The 22,061-nt window shown below is 57.1% G+C and carries 20 protein-coding genes; 13 read left to right on the forward strand and 7 right to left on the reverse strand.

What is annotated here, in order from left to right:
- Positions 1–23: 23 nt before the first annotated feature.
- Positions 24–998, reverse strand: coding sequence for a quinone oxidoreductase (locus BSK21_RS03955; protein WP_067549577.1), 975 nt, complete (start codon positions 996–998; stop codon positions 24–26).
- A 266-nt stretch (positions 999–1,264) separates the two neighbouring features.
- Here BSK21_RS03955 and lepA point away from each other — a divergent pair, with 266 nt between their 5' ends.
- Both lepA and BSK21_RS03965 read left to right on the forward strand, forming a co-directional pair.
- Positions 1,265–3,064 carry a translation elongation factor 4 gene (gene lepA / locus BSK21_RS03960; RefSeq protein ID WP_067549575.1) on the forward strand — a complete coding sequence of 600 codons (1,800 nt, stop codon included), beginning with the start codon at positions 1,265–1,267 and terminating at the stop codon, positions 3,062–3,064.
- Positions 3,065–3,139: 75 nt separating this feature from the next.
- Positions 3,140–3,913, forward strand: a complete 774-nt coding sequence (locus tag BSK21_RS03965; RefSeq protein ID WP_067549574.1) for a hypothetical protein — start codon at positions 3,140–3,142, stop codon at positions 3,911–3,913.
- Positions 3,914–3,995: 82 nt separating this feature from the next.
- Here the strand turns inward: BSK21_RS03965 and BSK21_RS03970 are convergent, their stop codons facing one another.
- Complete coding sequence (locus BSK21_RS03970) at positions 3,996–4,301, reverse strand: hypothetical protein (RefSeq protein ID WP_067549573.1); 306 nt, start codon at positions 4,299–4,301, stop codon at positions 3,996–3,998.
- 288 nt (positions 4,302–4,589) lie between these two features.
- Between BSK21_RS03970 and BSK21_RS03975 the strand changes: the two genes are divergently transcribed.
- Entirely contained in the window at positions 4,590–4,772 is a 183-nt protein-coding gene (locus BSK21_RS03975) for a CTP synthetase (RefSeq protein WP_067549572.1), read from the forward strand.
- 110 nt (positions 4,773–4,882) lie between these two features.
- Here BSK21_RS03975 and BSK21_RS03980 read toward each other — a convergent pair whose 3' ends face one another.
- Together BSK21_RS03980 and glyA are read right to left on the reverse strand one after the other, a co-directional pair.
- A complete protein-coding gene (locus tag BSK21_RS03980) occupies positions 4,883–5,635 on the reverse strand; it encodes an alpha/beta fold hydrolase (protein ID WP_074038960.1) in 753 nt (250 codons plus the stop codon).
- A 100-nt stretch (positions 5,636–5,735) separates the two neighbouring features.
- Positions 5,736–7,025 carry a serine hydroxymethyltransferase gene (glyA, locus tag BSK21_RS03985; RefSeq protein ID WP_067549570.1) on the reverse strand — a complete coding sequence of 430 codons (1,290 nt, stop codon included), beginning with the start codon at positions 7,023–7,025 and terminating at the stop codon, positions 5,736–5,738.
- Positions 7,026–7,235: 210 nt separating this feature from the next.
- Here glyA and BSK21_RS03990 point away from each other — a divergent pair, with 210 nt between their 5' ends.
- Entirely contained in the window at positions 7,236–7,994 is a 759-nt protein-coding gene (locus BSK21_RS03990) for an NAD kinase (RefSeq protein WP_067549568.1), read from the forward strand.
- Between the two features lie 57 nt (positions 7,995–8,051).
- Here BSK21_RS03990 and prpE read toward each other — a convergent pair whose 3' ends face one another.
- Positions 8,052–9,944: a propionate-CoA ligase PrpE gene (gene prpE, locus BSK21_RS03995; RefSeq protein ID WP_067549566.1), complete on the reverse strand. Its 1,893-nt coding sequence runs from the start codon at positions 9,942–9,944 to the stop codon at positions 8,052–8,054.
- A gap of 267 nt (positions 9,945–10,211) precedes the next feature.
- Entirely contained in the window at positions 10,212–12,491 is a 2,280-nt protein-coding gene (locus BSK21_RS04000) for an NADP-dependent malic enzyme (RefSeq protein WP_067549564.1), read from the reverse strand.
- Positions 12,492–12,670: 179 nt separating this feature from the next.
- Between BSK21_RS04000 and BSK21_RS04005 the strand changes: the two genes are divergently transcribed.
- From BSK21_RS04005 to BSK21_RS04030, 6 genes are all read left to right on the forward strand, one after another.
- Positions 12,671–13,063, forward strand: coding sequence for a cytidine deaminase (locus tag BSK21_RS04005; RefSeq protein ID WP_067549562.1), 393 nt, complete (start codon positions 12,671–12,673; stop codon positions 13,061–13,063).
- Between the two features lies 1 nt (position 13,064).
- A complete protein-coding gene (locus BSK21_RS04010; protein ID WP_067549560.1) occupies positions 13,065–14,369 on the forward strand; it encodes a thymidine phosphorylase in 1,305 nt (434 codons plus the stop codon).
- Positions 14,366–15,556 carry a phosphopentomutase gene (locus tag BSK21_RS04015; protein ID WP_067549558.1) on the forward strand — a complete coding sequence of 397 codons (1,191 nt, stop codon included), beginning with the start codon at positions 14,366–14,368 and terminating at the stop codon, positions 15,554–15,556. Before BSK21_RS04010 ends, BSK21_RS04015 begins: the two co-directional genes overlap by 4 nt.
- Positions 15,553–16,542 carry an adenosine deaminase gene (locus BSK21_RS04020; protein ID WP_067549555.1) on the forward strand — a complete coding sequence of 330 codons (990 nt, stop codon included), beginning with the start codon at positions 15,553–15,555 and terminating at the stop codon, positions 16,540–16,542. Before BSK21_RS04015 ends, BSK21_RS04020 begins: the two co-directional genes overlap by 4 nt.
- Entirely contained in the window at positions 16,539–17,171 is a 633-nt protein-coding gene (gene upp / locus BSK21_RS04025; RefSeq protein ID WP_067549546.1) for a uracil phosphoribosyltransferase, read from the forward strand. Before BSK21_RS04020 ends, upp begins: the two co-directional genes overlap by 4 nt.
- 87 nt (positions 17,172–17,258) lie before the next feature.
- Positions 17,259–18,395, forward strand: coding sequence for a hypothetical protein (locus tag BSK21_RS04030; protein ID WP_067549543.1), 1,137 nt, complete (start codon positions 17,259–17,261; stop codon positions 18,393–18,395).
- A 10-nt stretch (positions 18,396–18,405) separates the two neighbouring features.
- Here BSK21_RS04030 and BSK21_RS04035 read toward each other — a convergent pair whose 3' ends face one another.
- Positions 18,406–19,425, reverse strand: a complete 1,020-nt coding sequence (locus BSK21_RS04035) for a hypothetical protein (RefSeq protein WP_067549540.1) — start codon at positions 19,423–19,425, stop codon at positions 18,406–18,408.
- Positions 19,426–19,577: 152 nt separating this feature from the next.
- On the opposite strand from BSK21_RS04035, the gene BSK21_RS04040 reads away from it, so the two are divergent.
- The 3 genes from BSK21_RS04040 (at position 19,578) to BSK21_RS04050 (ending at position 21,999) form a co-directional block, all read left to right on the forward strand.
- Positions 19,578–20,531 carry a DMT family transporter gene (locus BSK21_RS04040; RefSeq protein ID WP_067549537.1) on the forward strand — a complete coding sequence of 318 codons (954 nt, stop codon included), beginning with the start codon at positions 19,578–19,580 and terminating at the stop codon, positions 20,529–20,531.
- Positions 20,528–21,178 carry a sulfotransferase family 2 domain-containing protein gene (locus BSK21_RS04045; protein WP_067549534.1) on the forward strand — a complete coding sequence of 217 codons (651 nt, stop codon included), beginning with the start codon at positions 20,528–20,530 and terminating at the stop codon, positions 21,176–21,178. The genes BSK21_RS04040 and BSK21_RS04045 overlap by 4 nt, the downstream gene beginning before the upstream one ends.
- A 161-nt stretch (positions 21,179–21,339) precedes the next feature.
- Positions 21,340–21,999 carry a Hint domain-containing protein gene (locus BSK21_RS04050; RefSeq protein ID WP_067549530.1) on the forward strand — a complete coding sequence of 220 codons (660 nt, stop codon included), beginning with the start codon at positions 21,340–21,342 and terminating at the stop codon, positions 21,997–21,999.
- The last annotated feature ends 62 nt before the right edge of the window (positions 22,000–22,061 follow it).

Raw genomic sequence — 22,061 nt, forward strand, 5'->3', positions numbered from 1 at the left:
TGTTATCGCCCAAGGTATCCCCCTTAAACCGTCAGCAGTACCGCGCCCGTGACACCGCCTGCTTCAATCGCGGCATGGGCCTCTGCGGCCTGTGCCAATGGAAACCGACGCCAGACGTTCGGCTTGATCACGCCGCGCTCTGCCGCATCGAACACAGCCTTTGCGCGGGCACGGTATTCACTCTCCTCCACCGCATGGTTCGCAATGGTCGGGCGGGTGATGAACAGCGATCCCTTGGTGTTCAGCGTCGACATCTCGACCGCAGCAGGCGCCCCAGAGGAGGCCCCCATCGACACCATCAACCCACGCGGGGCAAGGCAGTCGATGGACGTGTCAAAGGTCGCACGCCCCACACCGTCATACACAACCTGAACCTTCGCGCCCTTGGTAAAGGTGCTCACCTCATCAACGATGTTATCCGTGCCCCAGATCAGCACCAGATCACAGCCTGCGGCCTTTGCCGTCTCAACGCTATGCGCACCAGACACAACACCGATCACCGTCGCGCCGATCTCTTTGGCCAAGGCGGTCAAGATCTGACCCACACCGCCCGCAGCACCGTAAACAAGGATCGTATCGCCCGCTTTGACCTCGCCGGTCGCGGTCAGCAGATATTCCGCCGTGATGCCCTTGAACAAAATTGCCGCAGCATCTTCAAAACTCAGCGCATCGGGGATTTTCACCGCCCGCGCTGCAGGGATGTTGCGGGTAGAGGCATAGGCCCCGACAGGCCCCAGAATATAGGCGATCCGATCCCCGACATTGTAGCCCGTGACACCGTCGCCAATCGCCACAACGCGTCCGGCCCCCTCAAGGCCCAGCCCATTCGGCACGGCAAACGGCGCGGTCCCTTTGCGCTGCATCACGTCAAGATAGTTGATCCCAATCGCCTCATGCTCGATCCGCAACTCCCCTGCTGCGGGGGCCACTGGCTCTACTTGCACGGCGTGCAAAACTTCGGGCGCACCGGTTGTCTCCAACCTGATCACTGTATCCATCGTCGGGCTCCTCCTCCCTGTCATTCCGAAACGCTAGCGACCGTTTGAACGGTTCACAATCATTTACCCAAGGGAACTGGCGCGGCCCGCTATGATTGCCAGCGATTTCCGAAAATTCGTTCGGACAGAGCGCCCAATTCACCGCTTTCTCTCGACATTCCGCCCATAGGCCCCATGCCGATGCGGTTGGCAGTATCTCCCCCCTTGCAAAACGGACCTTTCCCCTACATAGACAGGCGCTGAACCCCACATAGGCTGCCTTTTCCATGACCGACCTGTCCCACATCCGGAACTTCTCGATCGTTGCTCACATTGACCACGGTAAATCCACGCTTGCGGACCGTCTGATCCAGTCGACGCAAACCGTTGCTGACCGCGATATGAAAGCGCAGCTTCTCGACAGCATGGACATCGAACGCGAACGCGGGATCACGATTAAGGCGAACACCGTCCGCATTGATTACCTCGCTGACAATGGTGAGAAATACGTCCTCAATCTGATCGACACCCCCGGTCACGTCGACTTTGCTTACGAAGTCTCCCGCTCCATGCGCGCGGTCGAAGGCTCGCTCTTGGTCGTGGACTCGACCCAAGGCGTTGAGGCGCAGACCCTTGCCAACGTGTATCAGGCCATCGACGCGAACCACGAAATCGTCCCCGTCCTGAACAAGATCGACCTCCCCGCCGCAGACTGCGAACGCGTTGCCGAACAAATCGAAGACGTGATCGGCATCGACGCCTCCGAGGCGCTTCAGGTCTCTGCGAAATCTGGCATCGGCATAAAAGAAACACTCGAAGCTATCGTCCACCGTCTGCCCGCGCCCAAAGGCGACCGCGATGCGCCGCTCAAGGCGATGCTCGTTGACTCTTGGTATGACAGCTACCTCGGGGTTGTGGTCCTCGTCCGTATCGTTGACGGCGTTCTGCGCAAGAACGACAAGGTCAAATTCATGTCCAACGGCACCGTCCACCACGTGGACCGCATCGGCGTCTTCAAACCCGCCATGCTTGCCGTTGATGAACTCGGACCGGGCGAGATTGGCTTCCTCACTGCATCGATCAAACAGGTGCGCGACACCCGCGTGGGCGACACCATCACCCACGATAAAAAGGGCGCCGAGACACCGCTTCCGGGCTTTAAGCCGTCGATCCCTGTGGTGTTCTGTGGCCTGTTCCCCGTCGACTCCTCCGAATTCGAGGACATGCGCGACGCGATCGAAAAACTCGCCCTCAACGACGCCTCCTTCTCTTACGAGATGGAATCCTCTGCCGCTCTCGGCTTTGGCTTCCGCTGTGGCTTCCTCGGCCTGCTCCACCTCGAAGTGATCCGTGACCGCATTGAGCGCGAATATAACATCGACCTGATCACCACCGCGCCGTCCGTGGTCTATCACCTCCACATGAAATCGGGCGAAGTGCGCGACCTGCACAACCCCGCCGACATGCCCGATCAGACCCTCATCGACCACATCGAAGAGCCCCGCATCAAAGCGACCATCCTCGTGCCTGATGAATACCTCGGTGACGTGCTCAAACTTTGTCAGGACCGCCGCGGCATCCAGCTGAACCTCACCTACGCAGGCTCGCGCGCGATGACCGAATACGACCTGCCTCTGAACGAGGTCGTCTTTGACTTCTACGACCGCCTGAAATCCGTGACCAAGGGCTATGCCTCCTTCGACTACCACCTTGTCGGCTACCGCGAGGACAACCTCGTGAAAATGTCGATCCTCGTGAACGAAGAACCCGTGGACGCGCTCTCCATGCTGGTCCACCGTGACCGTGCCGAAACCCGTGGCCGCGCCATGTGTGAAAAGCTCAAGGACCTGATCCCGCGTCACATGTTCAAAATCCCGATCCAAGCCGCCATCGGTGCCAAGGTGATCGCCCGCGAAACCCTCTCTGCCATGCGCAAAGACGTGACGGCCAAGTGTTACGGCGGCGACGCCACCCGTAAACGCAAACTTCTGGACAAACAGAAGGCGGGTAAGAAGAAGATGCGCCAGTTCGGCAAAGTCGAAATCCCGCAGGAAGCCTTCATCTCTGCGTTGAAAATGGATGATTGATCAACGCGCTAAGGTGTAGTTACATGAAAGCCGCTCCGGTTCGGGGCGGCTTTTTTGTTTGGTGGGGTAGTGCTCATGGAAGGCGAACTTGAAATTTTCGATGCATTTGGCATCAATTTATCAAATGATTTGACGTCTGCACAAAAGGTGCAAAAAATTGTGGCTTGGGTTTTAGGGAACTTTGAGCCTTATAGTTTGCATTCGCACGATTTTAGCGAATGGGATAATGATTTTGAGTTAGAAGATGAATTACAGAATGAAGGGTTGAGCGTCGAAGATATTTTAGACGAATTTTTTGAAGACGAGTTGACCGTAAAAGAACGTAAAATCGTTATTGACGAAATAAACGAACATTCGTTTGGGGATGAAATATGGGTAGCGCCGTCTGATCGTGTGGAAGTGCGTCCGATAGAAGAAGAATTGCCTGATTATGATCAGTTAATTGCGCAGATTCCTTCAATTTTGAGGGACTTAGAATATATCAAGAAAGCGTTGCCCAAACTTATTGGTGACAACGGCGCTCCTGGAACAGAATGTTTAAATGAAAATTACATTACAAGTTTGCAGAAAAACTTGAGGGAAGTTGAAAGTACTCCAAAAGAAGACATCCCGCAGAAGAAAGAAATTTTTGGGTCTTTGATTAAGCGCGCTAGAGATTTCGTTCGTCAATTTAGTCAAGCATTCGGTGACAAGACCAAAATTTATCGAGAAGCACTTCTTCAATCTATTGCCAAAGAGGTTGGAAAATCGACGGCTAATGAGCTGATCAACTATCTGCTTGCAAACGGTCGGTTTTCTAATTGGATTGAAGCATTCAATAAGTTATTTGAGGATTGGTTCAATAACTAAGCCCGCGTAGCGGGCAGCGCCCGACCCGCCCCCACGGGCGGGCGCTTCGCTTCCCACCCTCGGGTCGGGCGCTGCCCGTCCTTCACTTCTTCCGCGTCCGCAACTCCTGCTCACGCATCATCATCTCGATTTTGTGGTCGTAGGCGGCCCACATCACGCGGCGGCGTTTGGCGTCGATGTCTCGTTCGTGGTCGGTGATGTCTTTGCCCATCAGCCGCTCCATCGCGCGGAGTTGGTAGAACGGCACCACCCCCGCGACGAGGCGGCGGTGTTTGGTGATCCAGACGTGGGTGCCCATGCGGTCGACCCATTCGACATAGGCATTGGCGCGGGTGCGGAACGTGGTGAGCGACACTTTCTTGAACTGAGGCAACGGATCGAGGTGCATTTGGGGCAAAACCTTCCATGAGGATTTCGAAATACGTCCTGTTTTTCGGCATTTCGGACTCTTTACGGGGTTTTGGGCCAGTAACGGACCGTTCGGTGCCCCCGTTAATACGTCCTGTTTTTGCCTCAAACAGGTGCGATTAGGTTACCAAAAACCGCCTAACGTCCCGTTACACCACCGTACGGCGGGGTTTGGGCCACAAGATATAGAGATTGACGCAGATCAACGCGGTGCTGTGTTAATATGAGTTAATCTTGATGCATTGGCATTTGTTGACAGGAGGCATCCATGCTCCGCCTTGCATCTATTCTCTATTCTTTGATCGGCACGACCCTCGCGGGTTCGCTCGTTGTTGCAGCACTTACAATGGGTTACGATACGTTGAACCCCATCCTGATGGCGGCTGGTGCTGGCTTTGTTGCGGCGGTGCCGGTGACATGGTTGGTGGCGCGCGCGATCCAAAACGCATAAATCGCGACGGAAATCAGGGGCTGCGGCGTTTACCTTTAAAGGAGACGCCAATGCCCACGATTTATCTGTTTTTTATCAGTGTTTTAGCCGTTTTTGCGGTCTATTCGTCCTCAATAGTCTAGATTGAGGAACGTTCTGACAGCCATTTCAAATTCCCGCGGCTTTTCCGCATGGAGCCAATGCCCCGTTCCGGGGATTTTGGCGAAATGCGCGTTGGGGAATAACTCTTTGATTTTATTTCTGTATTCGGGCAGGACATAAGTCGAATTTGCGCCCGACAGGAACAGCGTTTCGCCCTCAAATCGCTTGCCCGCGACATCAGGAAAGCCCAAAATCGCAGGCATGTTCGCCTCAAGCGCATCCAGATTGAGCTTCCAGCGTTTCTCTTTTAAATCAAGGGATTGCAGGAAAAACGCCTGTAGCCCTTCGTCCAAATGCGCCAGCTGAGCCATCGCATCTTGCCGCTTTTCCACAATATTTAGGTCTACGGCCCGCATCGCATCAATATTTTGCGTCTGCGTATGGCTATAAGCAATCGGCGCTATATCTGCGACAATCAGCCTGTTAACCTTTTCAGGGAAATTCAAAGCCAACACCATCGCCGCCTTACCACCCATGGAGTGGCCGAGGATATCGCATTTGTTTTCAATGACTTCCGCGAGGTCATCGGCCAGTTCGGGGTAGGTGTGGCTGTCGTTCCAAGGGCTGCTGCCGTGGTTGCGCATATCGACGGCCACGACCTCACGTTCGTCCGAGAGACGTTTGGCGATGACACCCCAATTGCGGCCAGACCCGAAAAGTCCGTGCGCAATCAAGAGGTTCGGTTTGTCCGTCGGTTCGCCGTGGCGGATTATGTTTAGCATGATCTATCCCCAATTCAGCATTGGTATATCGGGCGATTGGGTAAAGAAAAAGGGCCGCGAAATCCATCGCGGCCCTTTGGCTATCTGGCTCTGACTGACCTTAGAGGGTCGGGTAGAGCGGGAACTTTTCGCACAGGGCTTCAACTTCGGCTTTGACCTTAGCTTCGACCTCTGCGTTGCCGTCCGCGCCGTTTGCAGCCAGACCGTCAACAACCTCAACGATCCAGTCAGCAATCTGACGGAATTCAGCTTCTTTGAAGCCGCGGGTGGTGCCAGCCGGCGAACCCAGACGAACGCCCGAGGTTACAGTCGGTTTTTCAGGGTCAAACGGGATGCCGTTTTTGTTGCAGGTGATGTTTGCACGACCCAGAGCGGCTTCGGTTTCGTTGCCTTTTACGCCTTTGGGGCGCAGGTCAACGAGCATCAGGTGGCTGTCGGTGCCGCCAGTTACGATGTCGAGGCCGCCTTTCATCAGTTGATCAGCAAGCGCCTGAGCGTTTGCGACAACCTGCTTCTGGTAGTCTTTGAACTCGGGGCGCAGTGCTTCACCGAAGGCAACCGCTTTACCAGCGATGACGTGCATCAGCGGGCCACCCTGAATACCCGGGAAGATCGCCGAGTTCAGTTTTTTTGCGATGGCTTCGTCGTTGGTGACGATCATGCCGCCGCGCGGACCACGAAGGGTCTTGTGGGTGGTGGTTGTTGCAACGTGTGCATGTGGGAATGGCGACGGGTAGAGGCCAGCAGCCACGAGACCCGCAAAGTGCGCCATGTCCACGAGGAGGTATGCGCCAACGCTGTCCGCGATTTCGCGCATTTTGGCGAAGTCGATGATGCGCGGGATAGCCGAACCACCTGCGATGATCATTTTCGGCTGGTGTTCGGTGGCAAGAGCTTGGATCTGGTCGTAGTCGATCTGGCTGTCCTGCTGGCGAACGCCGTATTGGATCGCGTTGAACCATTTGCCCGACTGGTTCGGCTTTGCGCCGTGGGTCAGGTGGCCGCCTGCGTCGAGCGACATGCCGAGGATGGTGTCACCCGGCTGGAGGAGGGCTTGGAACACGCCTTGGTTCGCTTGCGAACCAGAGTTCGGCTGAACGTTCGCGAATTCGCAGTTGAACAGCTGTTTTGCGCGTTCGATCGCGAGGTTTTCCGCGATGTCTACGTATTCGCAACCACCGTAGTAACGCTTACCAGCATAACCTTCGGCGTATTTGTTGGTCATGACAGAGCCTTGGGCTTCCATCACGGCTTTGGATACGATGTTTTCCGAAGCGATCAGTTCGATCTCGTGGCGCTGACGGCCCAGTTCAGAGCGGATCGCAGCGAAAAGATCGGGGTCACGGGTTTCAAGGCTTTCGGTGAAAAAACCAGCGTCGGTGGCAGTCATACGCACTTCCTCAGAGTAGGAGTTTTGATTGCCTGTTGTTTAGGGGTTCTTAGGGCGCTGGGAAAGTCGCGAAAACGTCATAATCATCATGAAAGCGAAGCAAAGACGGGAAACGGGGCCATGATCGGGGATATTTTCGCGCATCGGCAACTTTGGCGGTGCAGGACGGCGGTTCCTTTGCTACCCATTGATCATTGACCGGAGGGGACAATGACGAAAATTGCCTTTGTTGCCAGTGATGCACCCACCGCCCAGAATGCTCTGGAGCGTCTTTTGGCGCGTTATAAATCGGTGCCCGTCGAAGAGGCGCAGGTCATCGTCGCCTTGGGCGGGGATGGGTTTATGTTGCAGACCTTGCACGGGACAGAACATCTGGATCTGCCTGTTTACGGGATGAACCGTGGCACGGTCGGGTTCTTGATGAATGAATATCACGAGGACGATCTGCTGTTTCGTCTCGCGGCCGCAGAGGAAGAGCAGTTTAACCCGCTTTCCATGACCGCTGAGACAAATGATGGCAAAGTGCATCATGCGTTGGCGATTAACGAGGTGTCGCTCTTGCGCGAGGGCCCTCAGGCGGCGCGATTGCGGATCACGGTCGATGGCAAGCTTCGGATGGCTGAATTGGTGTGTGATGGTGCGCTTCTCGCGACGCCAGCTGGCTCTACGGCCTATAACTATTCGGCCCACGGCCCTATTTTGCCGATCGGGGCGGATGTTCTTGCACTGACAGCGGTCGCTGCGTTCCGTCCACGACGGTGGCGCGGGGCGTTGTTGCCGAAATCGGCCGAGGTTCAGTTCGACGTGATCGACCCCAAAAAGCGCCCCGTTATGGCGGACGCAGATGGGCGGTCGGTGCGGGATGTTGCGCGGGTTCGGATTAAGACCGCGACGGATGTGGTGCACCGCATCATGTTCGACCCAGGCCACGGGTTAGAAGAACGTCTGATCCAAGAGCAGTTCGTATAGAAAAAGAAAAGGCGGCAGGATGATCCTACCGCCTTTGTCTATTGGTGTTCCTGTCTGTTACGACTTCGCATAGCCCATCGGGATCAAAGCCGCGCGGATTTCGTCCAAGATCGCGGGATCGTCGATGGTCGCGGGCATCTTGAACTCTTCGCCGTCCGCGATTTTCACCATGGTTGCGCGCAGGATTTTGCCCGAACGGGTTTTCGGCAGGCGATCCACTACGGTTGCGAGTTTGAACGCAGCCACTGGGCCGATCTGATCGCGGACCAGTTTGACGACCTCTTTGATGATGTCCTCGTGCGGGCGGTCGCAGCCCGAGTTGAGGCAGAGGAAGCCCATTGGCAGCTGGCCTTTGAGATCGTCGCCAACACCGATCACAGCACATTCGGCTACGTCAGGGTGCGAAGCGAGCACTTCTTCCATCGCGCCAGTCGACAGGCGGTGGCCTGCCACGTTGATCACGTCATCGGTGCGGGCCATGATGTAGAGGTAACCATCCTCGTCCTTCATACCTGCGTCACCGGTTTCATAGTAACCGGGGAAGGTGTTCAGGTAGGACTTGCGGAAACGTTCTTCGGCGTTCCACAGGGTCGGCAGCGTGCCCGGAGGCAGCGGGAGTTTCACTGCAATCGCGCCCAGTTCCCCGTCTGGCACAGGGTGGCCAGCATCGTCGAGGATCTGCACATCGTAACCCGGCATTGGAACAGTCGGAGAGCCGATCTTAACAGGGAGCGCTTCGATCCCTGCAGGGTTGCCCGCAATGGTCCAGCCTGTCTCGGTCTGCCACCAGTGGTCATATACTGGCACGCCTAGAATGTTCTGCGCCCAAACGATGGTGTCAGGGTCAGCGCGTTCACCCGCGAGGTAGAGCGCACGCAGGCACGAGGTGTCGTATTTCTTAATGAACTCGCCCTTCGGGTCTTCGCGTTTGATCGCGCGGAAGGCGGTCGGAGCGGTAAAGAACGAACGGACGTTGTGTTCTTGGATCACGCGCCAGAAGGTGCCAGCGTCGGGGGTGCCAACAGGTTTGCCTTCGAAGACGATGGTAGTGTTGCCGTGCACCAGCGGACCGTAGGTGATGTAGGAGTGACCTACGACCCAGCCCACATCCGAGGCAGCCCAGAACACGTCACCGGGATCGACGTTATAGATGTTCTTCATCGTCCAGTTCAGCGCGACCAGATGGCCTGCAGTTGGGCGAACAACGCCTTTGGGCTGACCCGTGGTGCCCGAGGTGTAGAGGATATAGGCGGGGTGGTTGCCCTCAACTGGGACGCATTCCGCAGGCTCAACACCGAACTGGAAGCCGTGCCAGTTAAAGTCACGACCTGGGATCAGTTCTGCGACTTCTTGCTCGCGCTGGAAGATCACGCAGAAGTCGGGCTTGTGAGTGGCCTGTTCGATTGCACCGTCGAGGAGCGGTTTGTAGTGCACAACGCGGTTCGGTTCCAAACCGCAGGACGCCGCGATGATCGCTTTGGGTTTCGCGTCGTCGATCCGAACAGCCAGTTCGTGCGCCGCAAAGCCACCAAATACGACCGAGTGGATCGCGCCGATACGGGCACAGGCTAGCATCGCCTCAAGCGCTTCGGGGATCATCGGCATGTAGATGATGACGCGGTCACCTTTTTCGATGCCTTTGGCACGGAGCGCACCAGCGAGCGATGCAACACGGTTGCGCAGTTCGACGTAAGAGATCGAGCGTTTGGTGTGGGTGATCGGGCTATCGTAGATGATCGCCGCCTGTTCGCCGCGACCTGCCTCTACGTGGCGGTCAACGGCGTTGTAGCATGTGTTCACCTTTGCATCCGAAAACCATTCGTAAATCGGAGCATTGTCATCAAACAGCGCCTTGGTCGGAGCTTCGACCCAGTCGATTGCCTTGGCCTGTTCCATCCAGAACCCTTCGGGATCAGATTTCCAGCTGTCGTATACGTCTTTGTAGGTCATAAGAGCTCCTCCTCTTGCTTGGGTAATGGTCTAAGCGAGAGGGGATCAGGCAAGCAACAATGTTAGCGTCCAGAGCGACGCTTTGGCGCAAAAAATTTGCAGAAAAGGGGTGCTTGGGGTTGCAAACTTTTGCAAATTTTACAGAAATATACGGATTTCGGTAAAAATAGACGAAGTTTGCAAAGTTTGGTGTCGGATTTTGTAAATCTGTCTTGGTGGGGATTCTAGCTGTGGCGCTCCTGTTGCCAAGAGCGCCACAACCCGAATTTAGCCGTAGTGCGACACCGGCGTGCCCGCGATTGCCGACATGTTCAGCAGGCCGCGTGCAGTGATTGATGGGGTGACGATGTGGGCGCGGTTGCCCATGCCCATGAGGATCGGACCGACCTCAAGGCCGCCGCCTTTCATCTTGAGAATGTTGCGTACACCAGAGGCCGCATCAGAGTTTGCAAAGATCAGCACGTTGGCCGAGCCCTTCATGCGGCTTTGCGGGAAGATGCGTTCGCGCAGTTCGGGATCAAGCGCTGCGTCGATGTGCATTTCGCCTTCGTAGCAGAAATCACGTGTCTCTGCGTCCAAGAGCGCCATTGCGGCCCGCATCCGACGGCCCGAGTCAATATCGAGGCTACCGAACTGCGAATGTGAACACAGCGCGATATTCGGCGTGATGCCAAAGCGTTTCGCGTGGCGTGCGGCACCGATCACGGTTTTCGCAATTTGCGCAGGGGTGGGCTCGGGGTGGAGGTGGGTGTCTGCGATGAACAGGGGGCCATCCTCAAGGATCATCATCGACAGAGCGGCGGTCGGTTCATGCCCGTCGCGGCCCAGCACTTGGGTCACGTAGTTGAGGTGCCAGAGGTATTGGCCAAAGGTGCCGCAGATCATGCTGTCGGCCTCGACACGCTGCACCATGATTGCCGCAATCGCGGTGGTGTTGGTGCGCATGATGGCTTTTGCCAGATCGGGGGTCACGCCCTGACGTTCCATCAGGCTGTGATAGGTGGTCCAATAGTCATAATACCGCGGATCGTTTTCGGGGTTCACGATCTCAAAATCGACCTGCGGACGGATTTTCAGGCCAGCGCGTTCACAGCGGCGTTCGATGACTTCGGGACGACCGATGAGGATTGGGGTCTCTGTGGTTTCTTCGAGAACGGCCTGAGCGGCACGCAGTACGCGTTCGTCTTCGCCTTCAGAAAAGACGATGCGGCGCGACGCTGTGCGGGCAGCTTCGAATACGGGGCGCATGAGGAGCGCGGATTTAAAGACCGACCCGTCGAGGCGTTTTTTATACTCCGCCATATCGTCGAGCGGGGTTTTCGCGACGCCCGTTTCCATTGCGGCCTTTGCCACGGCAGAGGCCACAACGCCCATGAGGCGCGGGTCGAACGGTTTGGGGATCAGGTAATCCGCACCAAAGGTCAGCTTTTCACCTTGATAAGCAGCGGCAGCTTCGGCGCTGGTGGTTGCGCGGGCGAGAGCGGCGATACCTTCAACGCAGGCGATCTGCATTTCGTCGTTGATCTCTGTCGCGCCGACATCGAGGGCGCCGCGGAAGATGAACGGGAAGCAGAGTACGTTGTTCACTTGGTTGGGATAGTCCGAACGGCCTGTCGCGATGATCGCATCGGGCGAGGCTTCGCGGGCGAGGTCGGGCAGAATTTCGGGTGTTGGGTTCGCCAGTGCAAACACGATCGGGCGGGCCGACATTTTCTTGACCATCTCTGGTTTCAGAACACCCGGACCAGACAGGCCGAGGAAGAGGTCCGCGCCTTCGATCACTTCATCAAGAGTGCGCAGGTCAGACGCCTGAGCGTAGGCTTCTTTCTGCGGGGTCATTTCTTCGGTGCGGCCTTGATAGACCAGACCCGCGATGTCGCAGAGCCAAACGTTTTCACGCTTAACGCCGAGTTTCAGGAGCATGTTGAGGCAGGCGATACCCGCCGCACCGCCGCCTGTGGAGACGACCTTAATGTCTTCGAATTTCTTGCCTGCGACGTGCAGCGCGTTGGTGGCAGCAGCGCCCACAACAATTGCGGTGCCGTGCTGGTCGTCGTGGAACACAGGAATGTTCATGCGTTCGCGGCAGATTTTTTCAACGATAAAGCAATCGGGCGCTTTGATGTCTTCGAGGTTAATCGCACCAAAGGTCGGTTCGAGCGAACAAACGATCTCTGCCAGTTTGTAGGGGTCGGGTTCGTTGAGTTCGATGTCGAAACAGTCGATGTTCGCGAACTTCTTAAACAGAACCGCTTTGCCTTCCATAACGGGCTTGGATGCCAATGCACCGATATTGCCGAGGCCCAAAACCGCCGTGCCGTTTGTTACAACACCAACAAGGTTCCCGCGCGAGGTATACGCGCGTGCGGTGTCCGCGTCGGCTTTGATCTCGAGGCAGGCTTCGGCCACCCCGGGGCTATAAGCGCGGGCAAGGTCACGTCCGTTTGCCAGAGGTTTGGTTGCGCGGATTTCCAGTTTCCCCGGTTTCGGGAACTGGTGGTAGTCCAGCGCTGCCTGACGCAGGTTGTCCTTGCTCTTGTCGGTCATGTGGTCATTCCCTTTTAGTTTAGCGTTAAACTAAATTTTCTGTTGGTCCAAGGCCTCCATACAGGGGATTGACCTCTCGTTGCAAACCTTATCGGCTGATATAGTCCGTATTTAAGTCATAGCGCTTGCAACCGTTCGCTTCGCGCTGCACATTTTACCAAACGATCAAAGAGGGTCCTATGTCGTTGCTCGATCATGCCAAAGCCGTTCGCGAAAATGCCTATGCGCCCTATTCAAATTTCAAGGTAGGCGCGGCGGTCCAGACCGCAAGCGGGACGATCTATACAGGCGTCAACGTTGAAAACGTCGCCTATCCCGAAGGCACCTGTGCCGAAGCGGGCGCGATTGCGGCTATGTGTGCGGCAGGCGACCGCAAGATTGTTGAGGTTGCCGTGATTGCAGATAGCCCAACACCTGTGACGCCCTGCGGCGGGTGCCGTCAGAAAATCGCAGAATTTGCGCAGCCTGAAACGATTGTGCGGATGTATACGACGGGTGGGGCGCAATTAGAGATGACCGTGGCGCAATTGCTACCCGGTGTGTTCACCGCAGATCATATGGCCAATACCTAAAATGGACGCCCGCGCAATCATCGCCAAAGTCCGCGACCGCCAGTCGCCCACGACCGAAGAGCTTCGGTGGTTCGCCAATGGGCTTGCCTCTGGCGCGGTGTCGGACGCTCAGGCAGGGGCCTTTGCGATGGCGGCGCTGTTGAATGGGCTGGGCGAAGAGGGGCGGATTGCTCTGACGCTCGGTATGCGCGATTCTGGCGATGTGCTGAAATGGCGGATGGATGGTCCAGTGATGGACAAACATTCGACAGGTGGTGTGGGGGATTGCGTGTCGTTGATCCTTGCGCCCGCATTGGCGGCTTGTGGTGTGTTTGTTCCGATGATTTCCGGTCGGGGGCTGGGGCATACGGGCGGCACATTGGATAAAATGGAAGCCATCCCCGGTGTCACGGCTCAGATTTCTGAGGCAGAGTTGCGCCGTATCGTGGCTAAGGTCGGCTGTGCGGTCGTTGGCGCTACGGGGTCAATCGCGCCTGCGGACAAACGGCTTTATGCGGTGCGGGACGTGTGCGCGGCGGTGGAAAGCGTGGACCTGATCACGGCGTCGATCCTGTCCAAGAAATTGGCGGCGGGACTAGAGGGTCTGATCCTCGACGTGAAGGTCGGCACGGGCGCGTTCATGAAAACGCCCGATGAGGCGCGAGCCTTGGCGCGGTCGTTGGTGGATACGGCGAACGGGGCAGGGTGCCCGACGGCTGCGATGATCACCGATATGAACGAACCGCTCGCGCCAACATTGGGCAATGCGCTCGAGGTTGCGACGTGTTTGGAGGTAATGGGCGGGGATAGGCTTGCAGCGCCTCGGCTTTTTGACCTGACGGTTGCGCTGGGCGGGCGGCTTTTGGCGCTGGCTGGTGGGGCCGAAGGTGAGGGCGAAGAGAAAATCCGCGCCGCGATTGAAAGCGGTGCTGCGATGGATCGTTTTGCCCAGATGGTGTTCGAAATGGGTGGGCCGCCCGATATGGATAAGGACTGGCGCACCCATTTGCCTGATGCGCCGATTGTGGTGCCTGTTCCCGCGCCCGAGGCTGGGATGGTCTCTGGCTGGAACGGTCAAGCATTGGGCCTCACCGTTGTGGGATTGGGTGGTGGACGTCAGGTTGAGACGGACAAGGTCGATCCTGCGGTCGGTCTATCAGCTGCGATCCCGCTGGGTCGTGAGGTGCAAAAAGGTGATCCGATCGCCTTTGTTCACGCGCGGCGGGATGACGATGCAGCCCGCGCGGTGGCAGAGGTTCAAGCGGCGGTATCGATTGGCGGAGCAGACCCCGATCACCCCTTGGTGCATGAAAGGATCGACCCATGAGCCGTGCGTTTCTGGTCGTGATCGACTCTGTCGGGATTGGTGGCGCGCCTGACGCGGATAGCTATTTCAACGACGACCGCCCTGATACGGGCGCGAATACCGTGGGCCATATCGCGCAGGCGATGGCGGAGGCGGGGAAACCGTTGCAGGTCGGCACCTTGGATGCGCTGGGATTGGGCGCGGCAATGCGGCTTGCCTCTGGGCTAGAGGTAGAGGGCTTGGGCGCTGACCCCGTGGGCGCGTGGGCCGCGGCGACCGAAGGGTCAAAGGGCAAGGATACGCCGTCAGGTCACTGGGAATTGGCGGGCGTGCCAGTGCCGTGGGACTGGGGCTATTTCACAGATCACGAGAATTCGTTCCCTGAGGCCGTGATTGCCGAGGTCTGCAAGGTCGCGGGTGTCGATGGAATTTTGGGTAACTGCCACGCCTCTGGCACCGAGATCATCGCGCGCCTTGGTGCTGAACATCTGCGGACGGGCTATCCGATCTGCTACACTTCAGCCGATAGTGTGTTTCAGATCGCCGCGCATGAAGAGGCCTTTGGCCTTGATCGCCTGATGGACCTTTGCAAAGGCATCGCGCCGATGCTGCACGAGATGAAAATTGGGCGCGTGATTGCGCGGCCTTTTGTGGGAGAGGTCGGTGCCTTTACCCGGACTGCAAACCGCAAGGATTTCGCGATTGAACCGCCTGCGCCAACGCTCTGTGATTGGGTGCAGGGCGCTGGGCGGCATGTCTATGCCGTTGGTAAGATTGGTGATATTTTCTCTATGCGGGGCATTAACGAGGTTCGAAAGGGTCGCGATGATGTGCTGATGGGCCATCTGTCCGATCTCGTGGACGAGGCCGTAGATGGGTCGCTGACCTTTGCTAATTTCGTAGAGTTTGACAGCGAATACGGGCATCGTCGAGATGTTGCGGGGTACGCTAAGCATCTAGAGTGGTTTAGTGTTAAACTAAATGAAATTTTGCCGCGATTGCGAGAGGGCGACCTGCTGGTCGTTACTGCCGATCACGGCAATGATCCGACATGGACAGGCACGGATCACACCCGTGAACGTGTGCCTGTTTTGATCCACGGACTTGGGCCGCGTGCGCTGGGGCACATCGGGTTCTCCGATGTGGCCGCGACGATTGCCGCCCATCTGGGCGTTCCCGCCCAAGGCACAGGAAAATCAGTGATATGAGCTATCAATCTACCCCGAAGGTCGAGCTTCACCTCCATTTCGAGGGGGCTGCACCACCTGATTTCATTCGCCAATTGGCGTTTGAACAGAAGGTCGATTTGTCCAAGATTTTCAACGAGGACGGCAGCTATAAGTATCGCGACTTTGACCATTTTCTTGAGGTCTATGAGGCTGCGACTTCGGTCCTGAAAACGCCTGAGCATTTTGCGCGGCTTTGCACCGCCGTGTTGGAGCGCAGCGCGGAAAACGGCGTTGTCTACTGTGAAACCTTTTTGTCGCCTGATTTCTGCGGTGGTGCGGATGTCACTGCGTGGCGCGAATATCTGTGTGCGATCGAAGAGGCCGCGGCGAAGGCTGACAGCGATATGGGCATTACGCTGCGCGGGATCGTGACGCCGATCCGCCATTTCGGACCTGAACAGGCGAAAAAGGCGGCCTTGTGTGCGGCTGAGACGAAGGGTGACTTTATCGTTGGCCTCGGTATGGGTGGGGCAGAGATGATGCATCGCCCCGGTGATTTCGCCTATTCGTTCGACATGGGGCGTGAGGCTGGGCTGCGACTGACCTGTCATGCGGGCGAATGGGGTGGGCCAGATATGGTGGCCGACACCATCCGCGATCTAAAGGTCGAACGCATCGGTCACGGCATCAACGCGATCAAGGACCGCAAACTGGTCGACGATATCGCTGAAGCAGGGATCGTGCTGGAGGTTTGTCCGGGGTCGAATGTGTTTCTTGGCGCGTCGGGCGATTGGGCGGATCACCCGATCAAGCCGCTCCGTAATGCGGGCGTGAAGGTTACTGTGTCTACCGACGACCCGCCGTTTTTCCACACCACTATGACAAAAGAATACGACATGTTGGCCAAGACCTTTGGCTGGGGTGACGAAGACTTTGCCGAATTGAACAAGACCGCGATTGAGGCTGCATTCTGCGATGCGGCCACCCGCGACATCATCATCAAACGATTGGAGACTGCCCAATGACTGACCATCTGACCGTCGTGGATCACCCGCTGGTTCAACACAAACTGACCTTGATGCGCGAGTCTCGGACATCGACGGCGCAGTTTCGCCAGTTGCTGCGCGAGATTTCCTTGCTGCTGGCCTATGAGGTGACGCGTGGGTTGCCGATGACCACACGGACGATTGAAACCCCGATGTGTAGCATGGAGGCCCCACAGATCGAGGGTAAGAAGCTCGCGCTGGTGTCGATCCTGCGGGCGGGCAACGGGCTGCTGGACGGTATTCTTGAGCTGATCCCTGCCGCGCGAGTGGGTTTTGTTGGGCTCTATCGTGACGAAGAAACGCTGCAACCTGTGCAGTATTACTTCAAAGTGCCAACCCAGCTGGAGGATCGCACGGTGATTGTCGTTGATCCGATGTTGGCAACGGGGAACTCTTCGGCGGCGGCGATTGACCTGATCAAACAGGCTGGCGCCAAGGATATTCGGTTCCTCTGCCTGCTCGCGGCACCCGAAGGGGTTGAACGGATGAAAGAAGCGCATCCAGACGTTCCGATTGTGACAGCATCGGTAGACGAGCGCCTGAATGACCATGGATATATTGTTCCTGGTCTAGGGGATGCGGGTGACCGCATGTTTGGCACAAAATAATGGGCGCAAACTAGCGTTTAGCGGGTGCGGACTCTTTACAGATTCACCGATCTGCGGCATTGTCCCTCTTAATTAATGGGGACATTCATGTCGGATTTTCGTTTTATTGCAGCTGTCGTTGTTGGTCTTGCCGTTCAATCGCAAGGCGTACTGGCCGATACACTTCCTGCGGAAATCCCGCCCGCGTCTTTTACGGGTAACCAATACGTTGACAGCAAGGGCTGCGTGTTCATTCGTGCGGGCCTTGCGGGTTCGGTGAATTGGGTGCCGCGTGTAAACCGTGATCGCCAGCAATTGTGCGGGTTTGAACCGTCGATTGGCGGTCGCGTTGCGTCACCTCTGCCTGCGAATGTGCCGATCATTGGGGTGAGCGAACCAACGACGACTGTTGCGGCTGCGGCGCCTGCTGTTGCGGCGCCAGCTGCGACACGTGATCCGATCCAGACCGTTGCGTCGATTGGCGTGTCCCCACGTGTTGTCGCGCCTGCACCTGCGCCCGTTGTTGCAACGCCACAAGTGACACGGCCAGAGCCGCGTCGTGTGACCTTGGCTGAGATTTGTCAGGGGCAGAGCGGGATATTGGCGGGCTATGTGAACGCTGCAAATGGTCAGCCGATCAACTGCGGTCCTGCGCGTCCTGTGACGGTTGCCTCTGTTGCGCCGACTATGGTGCCTTCGGTAGGGGCTTCGGCGTGTCCGTCGATTGGTCAGGCGTATCTGACGGGTGGCGCAGGCATGACTGTCCGCTGTGGCCCGCAGGCCCAAACCATTTCGCGCTATAGCAACCGCGTTCCAGCAAGCAATCCTGTCGCCGTCAACACCACCGCTGCAAGTGGCGTATCGACGACGACCTATGTGCCGCGTCAGCCTGCGATGGCCGCGCCTGTTGTCTCGGTCCCGACCGTGGCCGTTCCAGCCCCCGCTGTGCGGTCGAGCGGCTGCAATTTTGATAGCGTAAGTGCGCAATATGCAGGGGGCGCTGGTGTCCGCTGCACCCCGCAACAACAATCGCCGTCTGCCAGCCGTTATGTGACGGGATCAGTTGGTGTCGACGCAACACGCGCTACCTCGATTGTGACGGGAAGTGGGTTGTTCGGGCCTGTTGTGCCCGCATCGAACCCAGTGGGCGTGAGCAGCGTCGGACCTTACTCGCCACCCGAAGGCTATATCGGTGCGTGGTCGGACGGCCGTTTGAACCCGCAGCGCGGTCTGACTGGCTACTAAGCCGCTGGGGTCAGTTTCCGCAGATCCCTTGCAACGCGACCCAATCGCCATCTGACAAAATGAGTGGTGCCTGTGCTGGGTCCACTGGATCTGCTTCGATCAGGTCGAGTGTTCGTTCCCCTGTGATGTCCAAGGCAAAGGCAAAGGGTTTCGTGGAAACCTCTGCTTCGCCGAAGGCTTTGATCAGGCTATCGGTCGAGATGGGTGGCGCTTTGTCTGTGACGGCGATTTCGGCGTAGTCGCGCAGGGTCGCGCTGCTCATGTCGCCTGTGGTCAGGAGTTGGAACGTGGCCTGAATGCCCGAGGTTTTCATCAGGTGGCCGAGTGGGTCGTCGGACTGACGGGCCAATTCGGCTGCAATTAGGAACCCTGTGGGGACGCCAGGGTCTTCGTAATCTTCGACGAGGGCGCGGTTCATCAGAATGATCCCGCCAGGCAGGGCGAGGGTGGTTGCTATGCCTTCGGGGACGATGAGCACACGGACATCACTGTCCGCGCCCAATGCGCGATCTTTGAGCCGTTCGAGGGCTTGGATGCCACGAGGACTGCGGCAGACGGACCCCGTCAGACGTTGGACATGACCCAAGAGCGTCGCGCCAATTGACGCACGGCTGGCTTGGGACACGGCAGAGAGCGTATGGGTGCGCAGCGCAGAGGGCAGCCAAAGAACGCCCAAGGCCAGCACGGCAGCGATAGAAAATGACAGCCCCGCACCCCTCAGACGCCCCGGTTTTGGACGGCGTTTGGAGAGCGCTTTGCGCACCTTTTCAATCGCTTCGATCATCAGTTCGTCATCGATTTCCAGCGTTTCATCACCGCTGTCGTCGGGCGCAAATAGGGCAGGCACTTCGTTGGGGTTCAGGCGTTCAATCGCGGGGAGGGACCAGTGGGTCAGAGGTCGATTGGCCGTGTCGCGGATGATCAATGTGGCATCGCCAAAGCACACAGCCACCTCGCGGCGCTGTGCCTGTCCGTCGGCCCGCCATAGGCCCAAACTTTCTAACCGAGTGTACTGTTTAAGTGCTGTCATCTGCTCTTATTCTATTTTGCGTCACTTTACCCTGTCCCAGCGATATTGGATAGGGCGGACAATCAGACAAAATTTGATCAAATATGTCGCTAAGGGACAAGTCAGGTCGTTTTAGGTTTTGCATAACCCTAGCAACTGTTTGAGGGAAATTTATGACTGCACTCTCCTCCTCGTCGCACAACCGCGCCGGATTGGCCGCGTTTCTGATTATGTCAGCTATGGCGTGGTTCGGTCTGATCGATAACTTCGTGCGCTTGGTCGCCGAAGAGGCAGGGCTGTGGCAGTTCCAATTGTTGCGTGGGGCTGTCGCTTTGGCGGGATTGGGTGCGATTTCGTTGGTGACGGGCTATAGCCTCAAACCCAAACGGCGCCGGAATGTCTATGCACGCTCTGTGGTATCATCGGGGGCGCTGGTTCTCTATTTCGCCTGCCTCGGCATCATGCCGATCGCCCAAGCGGTTGCGGGCCTCTTTACCTCTCCGATCTGGGTGATCCTGATTTCAGTGGTGTTCTTTGGTGAAAAGGTCGGGCCACGGCGTATTTTTGCAGTGGTGATCGGCTTTACGGGGGCCGTGTTGGCCTTGGGCGGCGGAGCAGGGGAGCTGTCCTTGGTCAGTTTGCTGCCGATCCTTGCGGGGGCGGCCTATGCCATGGGGAACATGGCGACACGCCGTTGGTGCGAGGGTGAAACCACACTGTCGCTTTTGACGGGCTATACGGTGATGATCACGATCTGGGGCGCGGTTGGGCTTGTCATTGTGACATGGATGGCGGTGCCTGATGTGGGTGGTTCTGCGGGTTATGTGACCCGTGGGTGGGTCGCGCCCGTTGGCGTTTTCCTTGGCTTGATCGTTTTGCACGGCTTTGGGTCGCTCTTGGGCGTGGGGCTGACCATTCGCGCGTATCAAGCCGCAGACGCTACATTCGTATCGGTGTTTGAAAACACGCTACTGGTGTTTGCGACGATTTGGGCATCGATCCTCTGGGGTGAGTTTCCGACACCGCTGATGATTGTAGGACTGATCATGATTGCGACTTCTGGGGTGATCATCGCGATCCGTACAGACTCGCCCCCGATGGCAAGAACCGATAATATCGTGGAATGATAATTTCCCACGGTCGTCGCTATATCTTTGTCCATATCCCGAAAACGGGGGGCACCTCGCTGGCGCTCGCGCTTGAGGCGCGGGCGATGGCAGACGACGTGTTGATTGGCGATACGCCCAAGGCGATCAAGCGGCGGCGTCGGCTGCGCGGGGTAGAGACGTCAGGGCGTCTGTGGAAGCACTCTCGCCTTGCCGATATCGAAGGCTTGGTCACGCGAGAGCAGATGGCGGAGTATTTCACTTTTACGCTGGTGCGGAACCCGTGGGATCGGATGGTGAGTTATTACCATTGGTTGCAGGATCAAATGTTCGACCATCCCGCCGTGACGCTGGCGAAGACCACGGATTTCACGGGTTTCATGGCCCATCCGCATACCCATGCAAGCCTCAAATCATCGCCCTATGATAGCTATATGAGGGATACCGCTCGGGTTGAGCATTGCAACGCCTACATCCGGATCGAACATTTGGTGGAGGATCTGGCGTTATTGTCAGAGCGCCTTGAATTTGTGCCAGAAATTCCTGTCGTGAACACGTCAAAGCGCGAAAAAGACTGGCGTGGCTATTATGACGAATCAACCAAAGCGGTCGTGGATTCGCTTTGCGCTGCGGACATCGAACGCTTTGGATATCGGTTCGATTGTTGAGGGATTGTGGTGAAATCTGGGGGCTTTGTCTGGGTTTTGCCGCATATCCTCGAACAATGCCCCAATTTAACCACGATCCGTCCCAAACTCTGACCCGGGAATAGATGAATTCTTCTTTAACGGGAGTTCAGAAGGTGCTCTGACCGCGAAGGAAGACGCAAATGTATGCTTGGAACGACAAAAGCTGGACAAACGCCCATGCCGCCCTCGGTCATGATGCGACCCTTTCCGATGTAGATCACGGGATGCTGGCTGGTAGCCGCGTTGCGACCGCAATGGGATGGCGTAAGGTCGAAGCGATCTGCGAAGGCGATCAAGTGCTGACTTTTGATGGTGGTTTGCAGACCGTTGTGGCTGTCCGCCGTCAGGTGATCTTTGCTGGTGAAACCGCAGCGGCGATTGAGGACTGGCCGATGTTGGTTCCCGCTGGCGCTCTCGGCAATCGCGAAGAGATGCGTATCCCCGCCCGTCAGGCCGTTCTGATCGAAAGCGATACCGCAGAGGACGTGTTTGGTGATCCCTTTGCGCTGATCCCTGTTGCATCTCTTGAAGGCTTCCGTGGCATCACACCGTCCCGCCCTGCGGACCGCATCGAAATCGTCACCCTGCACTTCGCGGGCGATGAGATCGTATTCGCGAACACTGGCGCATTGTTCTACTGCCCGAAAGCAACCGACATCCTGTCTGACATCTTTGACAAAGGTGAGCCGTCTTATTCGGTGCTATCGCAAGAGCAAGCGGATCTGTTGGTCAGTTTCCTCGAACTCGAGAGCGAAACCCATGGTTCGGTCGCTCCAACTTGTGCTCAACTGGCAGCCTGAGTCGAAATCGAGAGGCGGCGAAATAGGCAGCACTCACCTAAAACGTGCGTTAATACGAAAAT

It is taken from the genome of Marivivens sp. JLT3646 (genome assembly GCF_001908835.1).
Classification (GTDB): Bacteria; Pseudomonadota; Alphaproteobacteria; order Rhodobacterales; family Rhodobacteraceae; genus Marivivens; species Marivivens geojensis.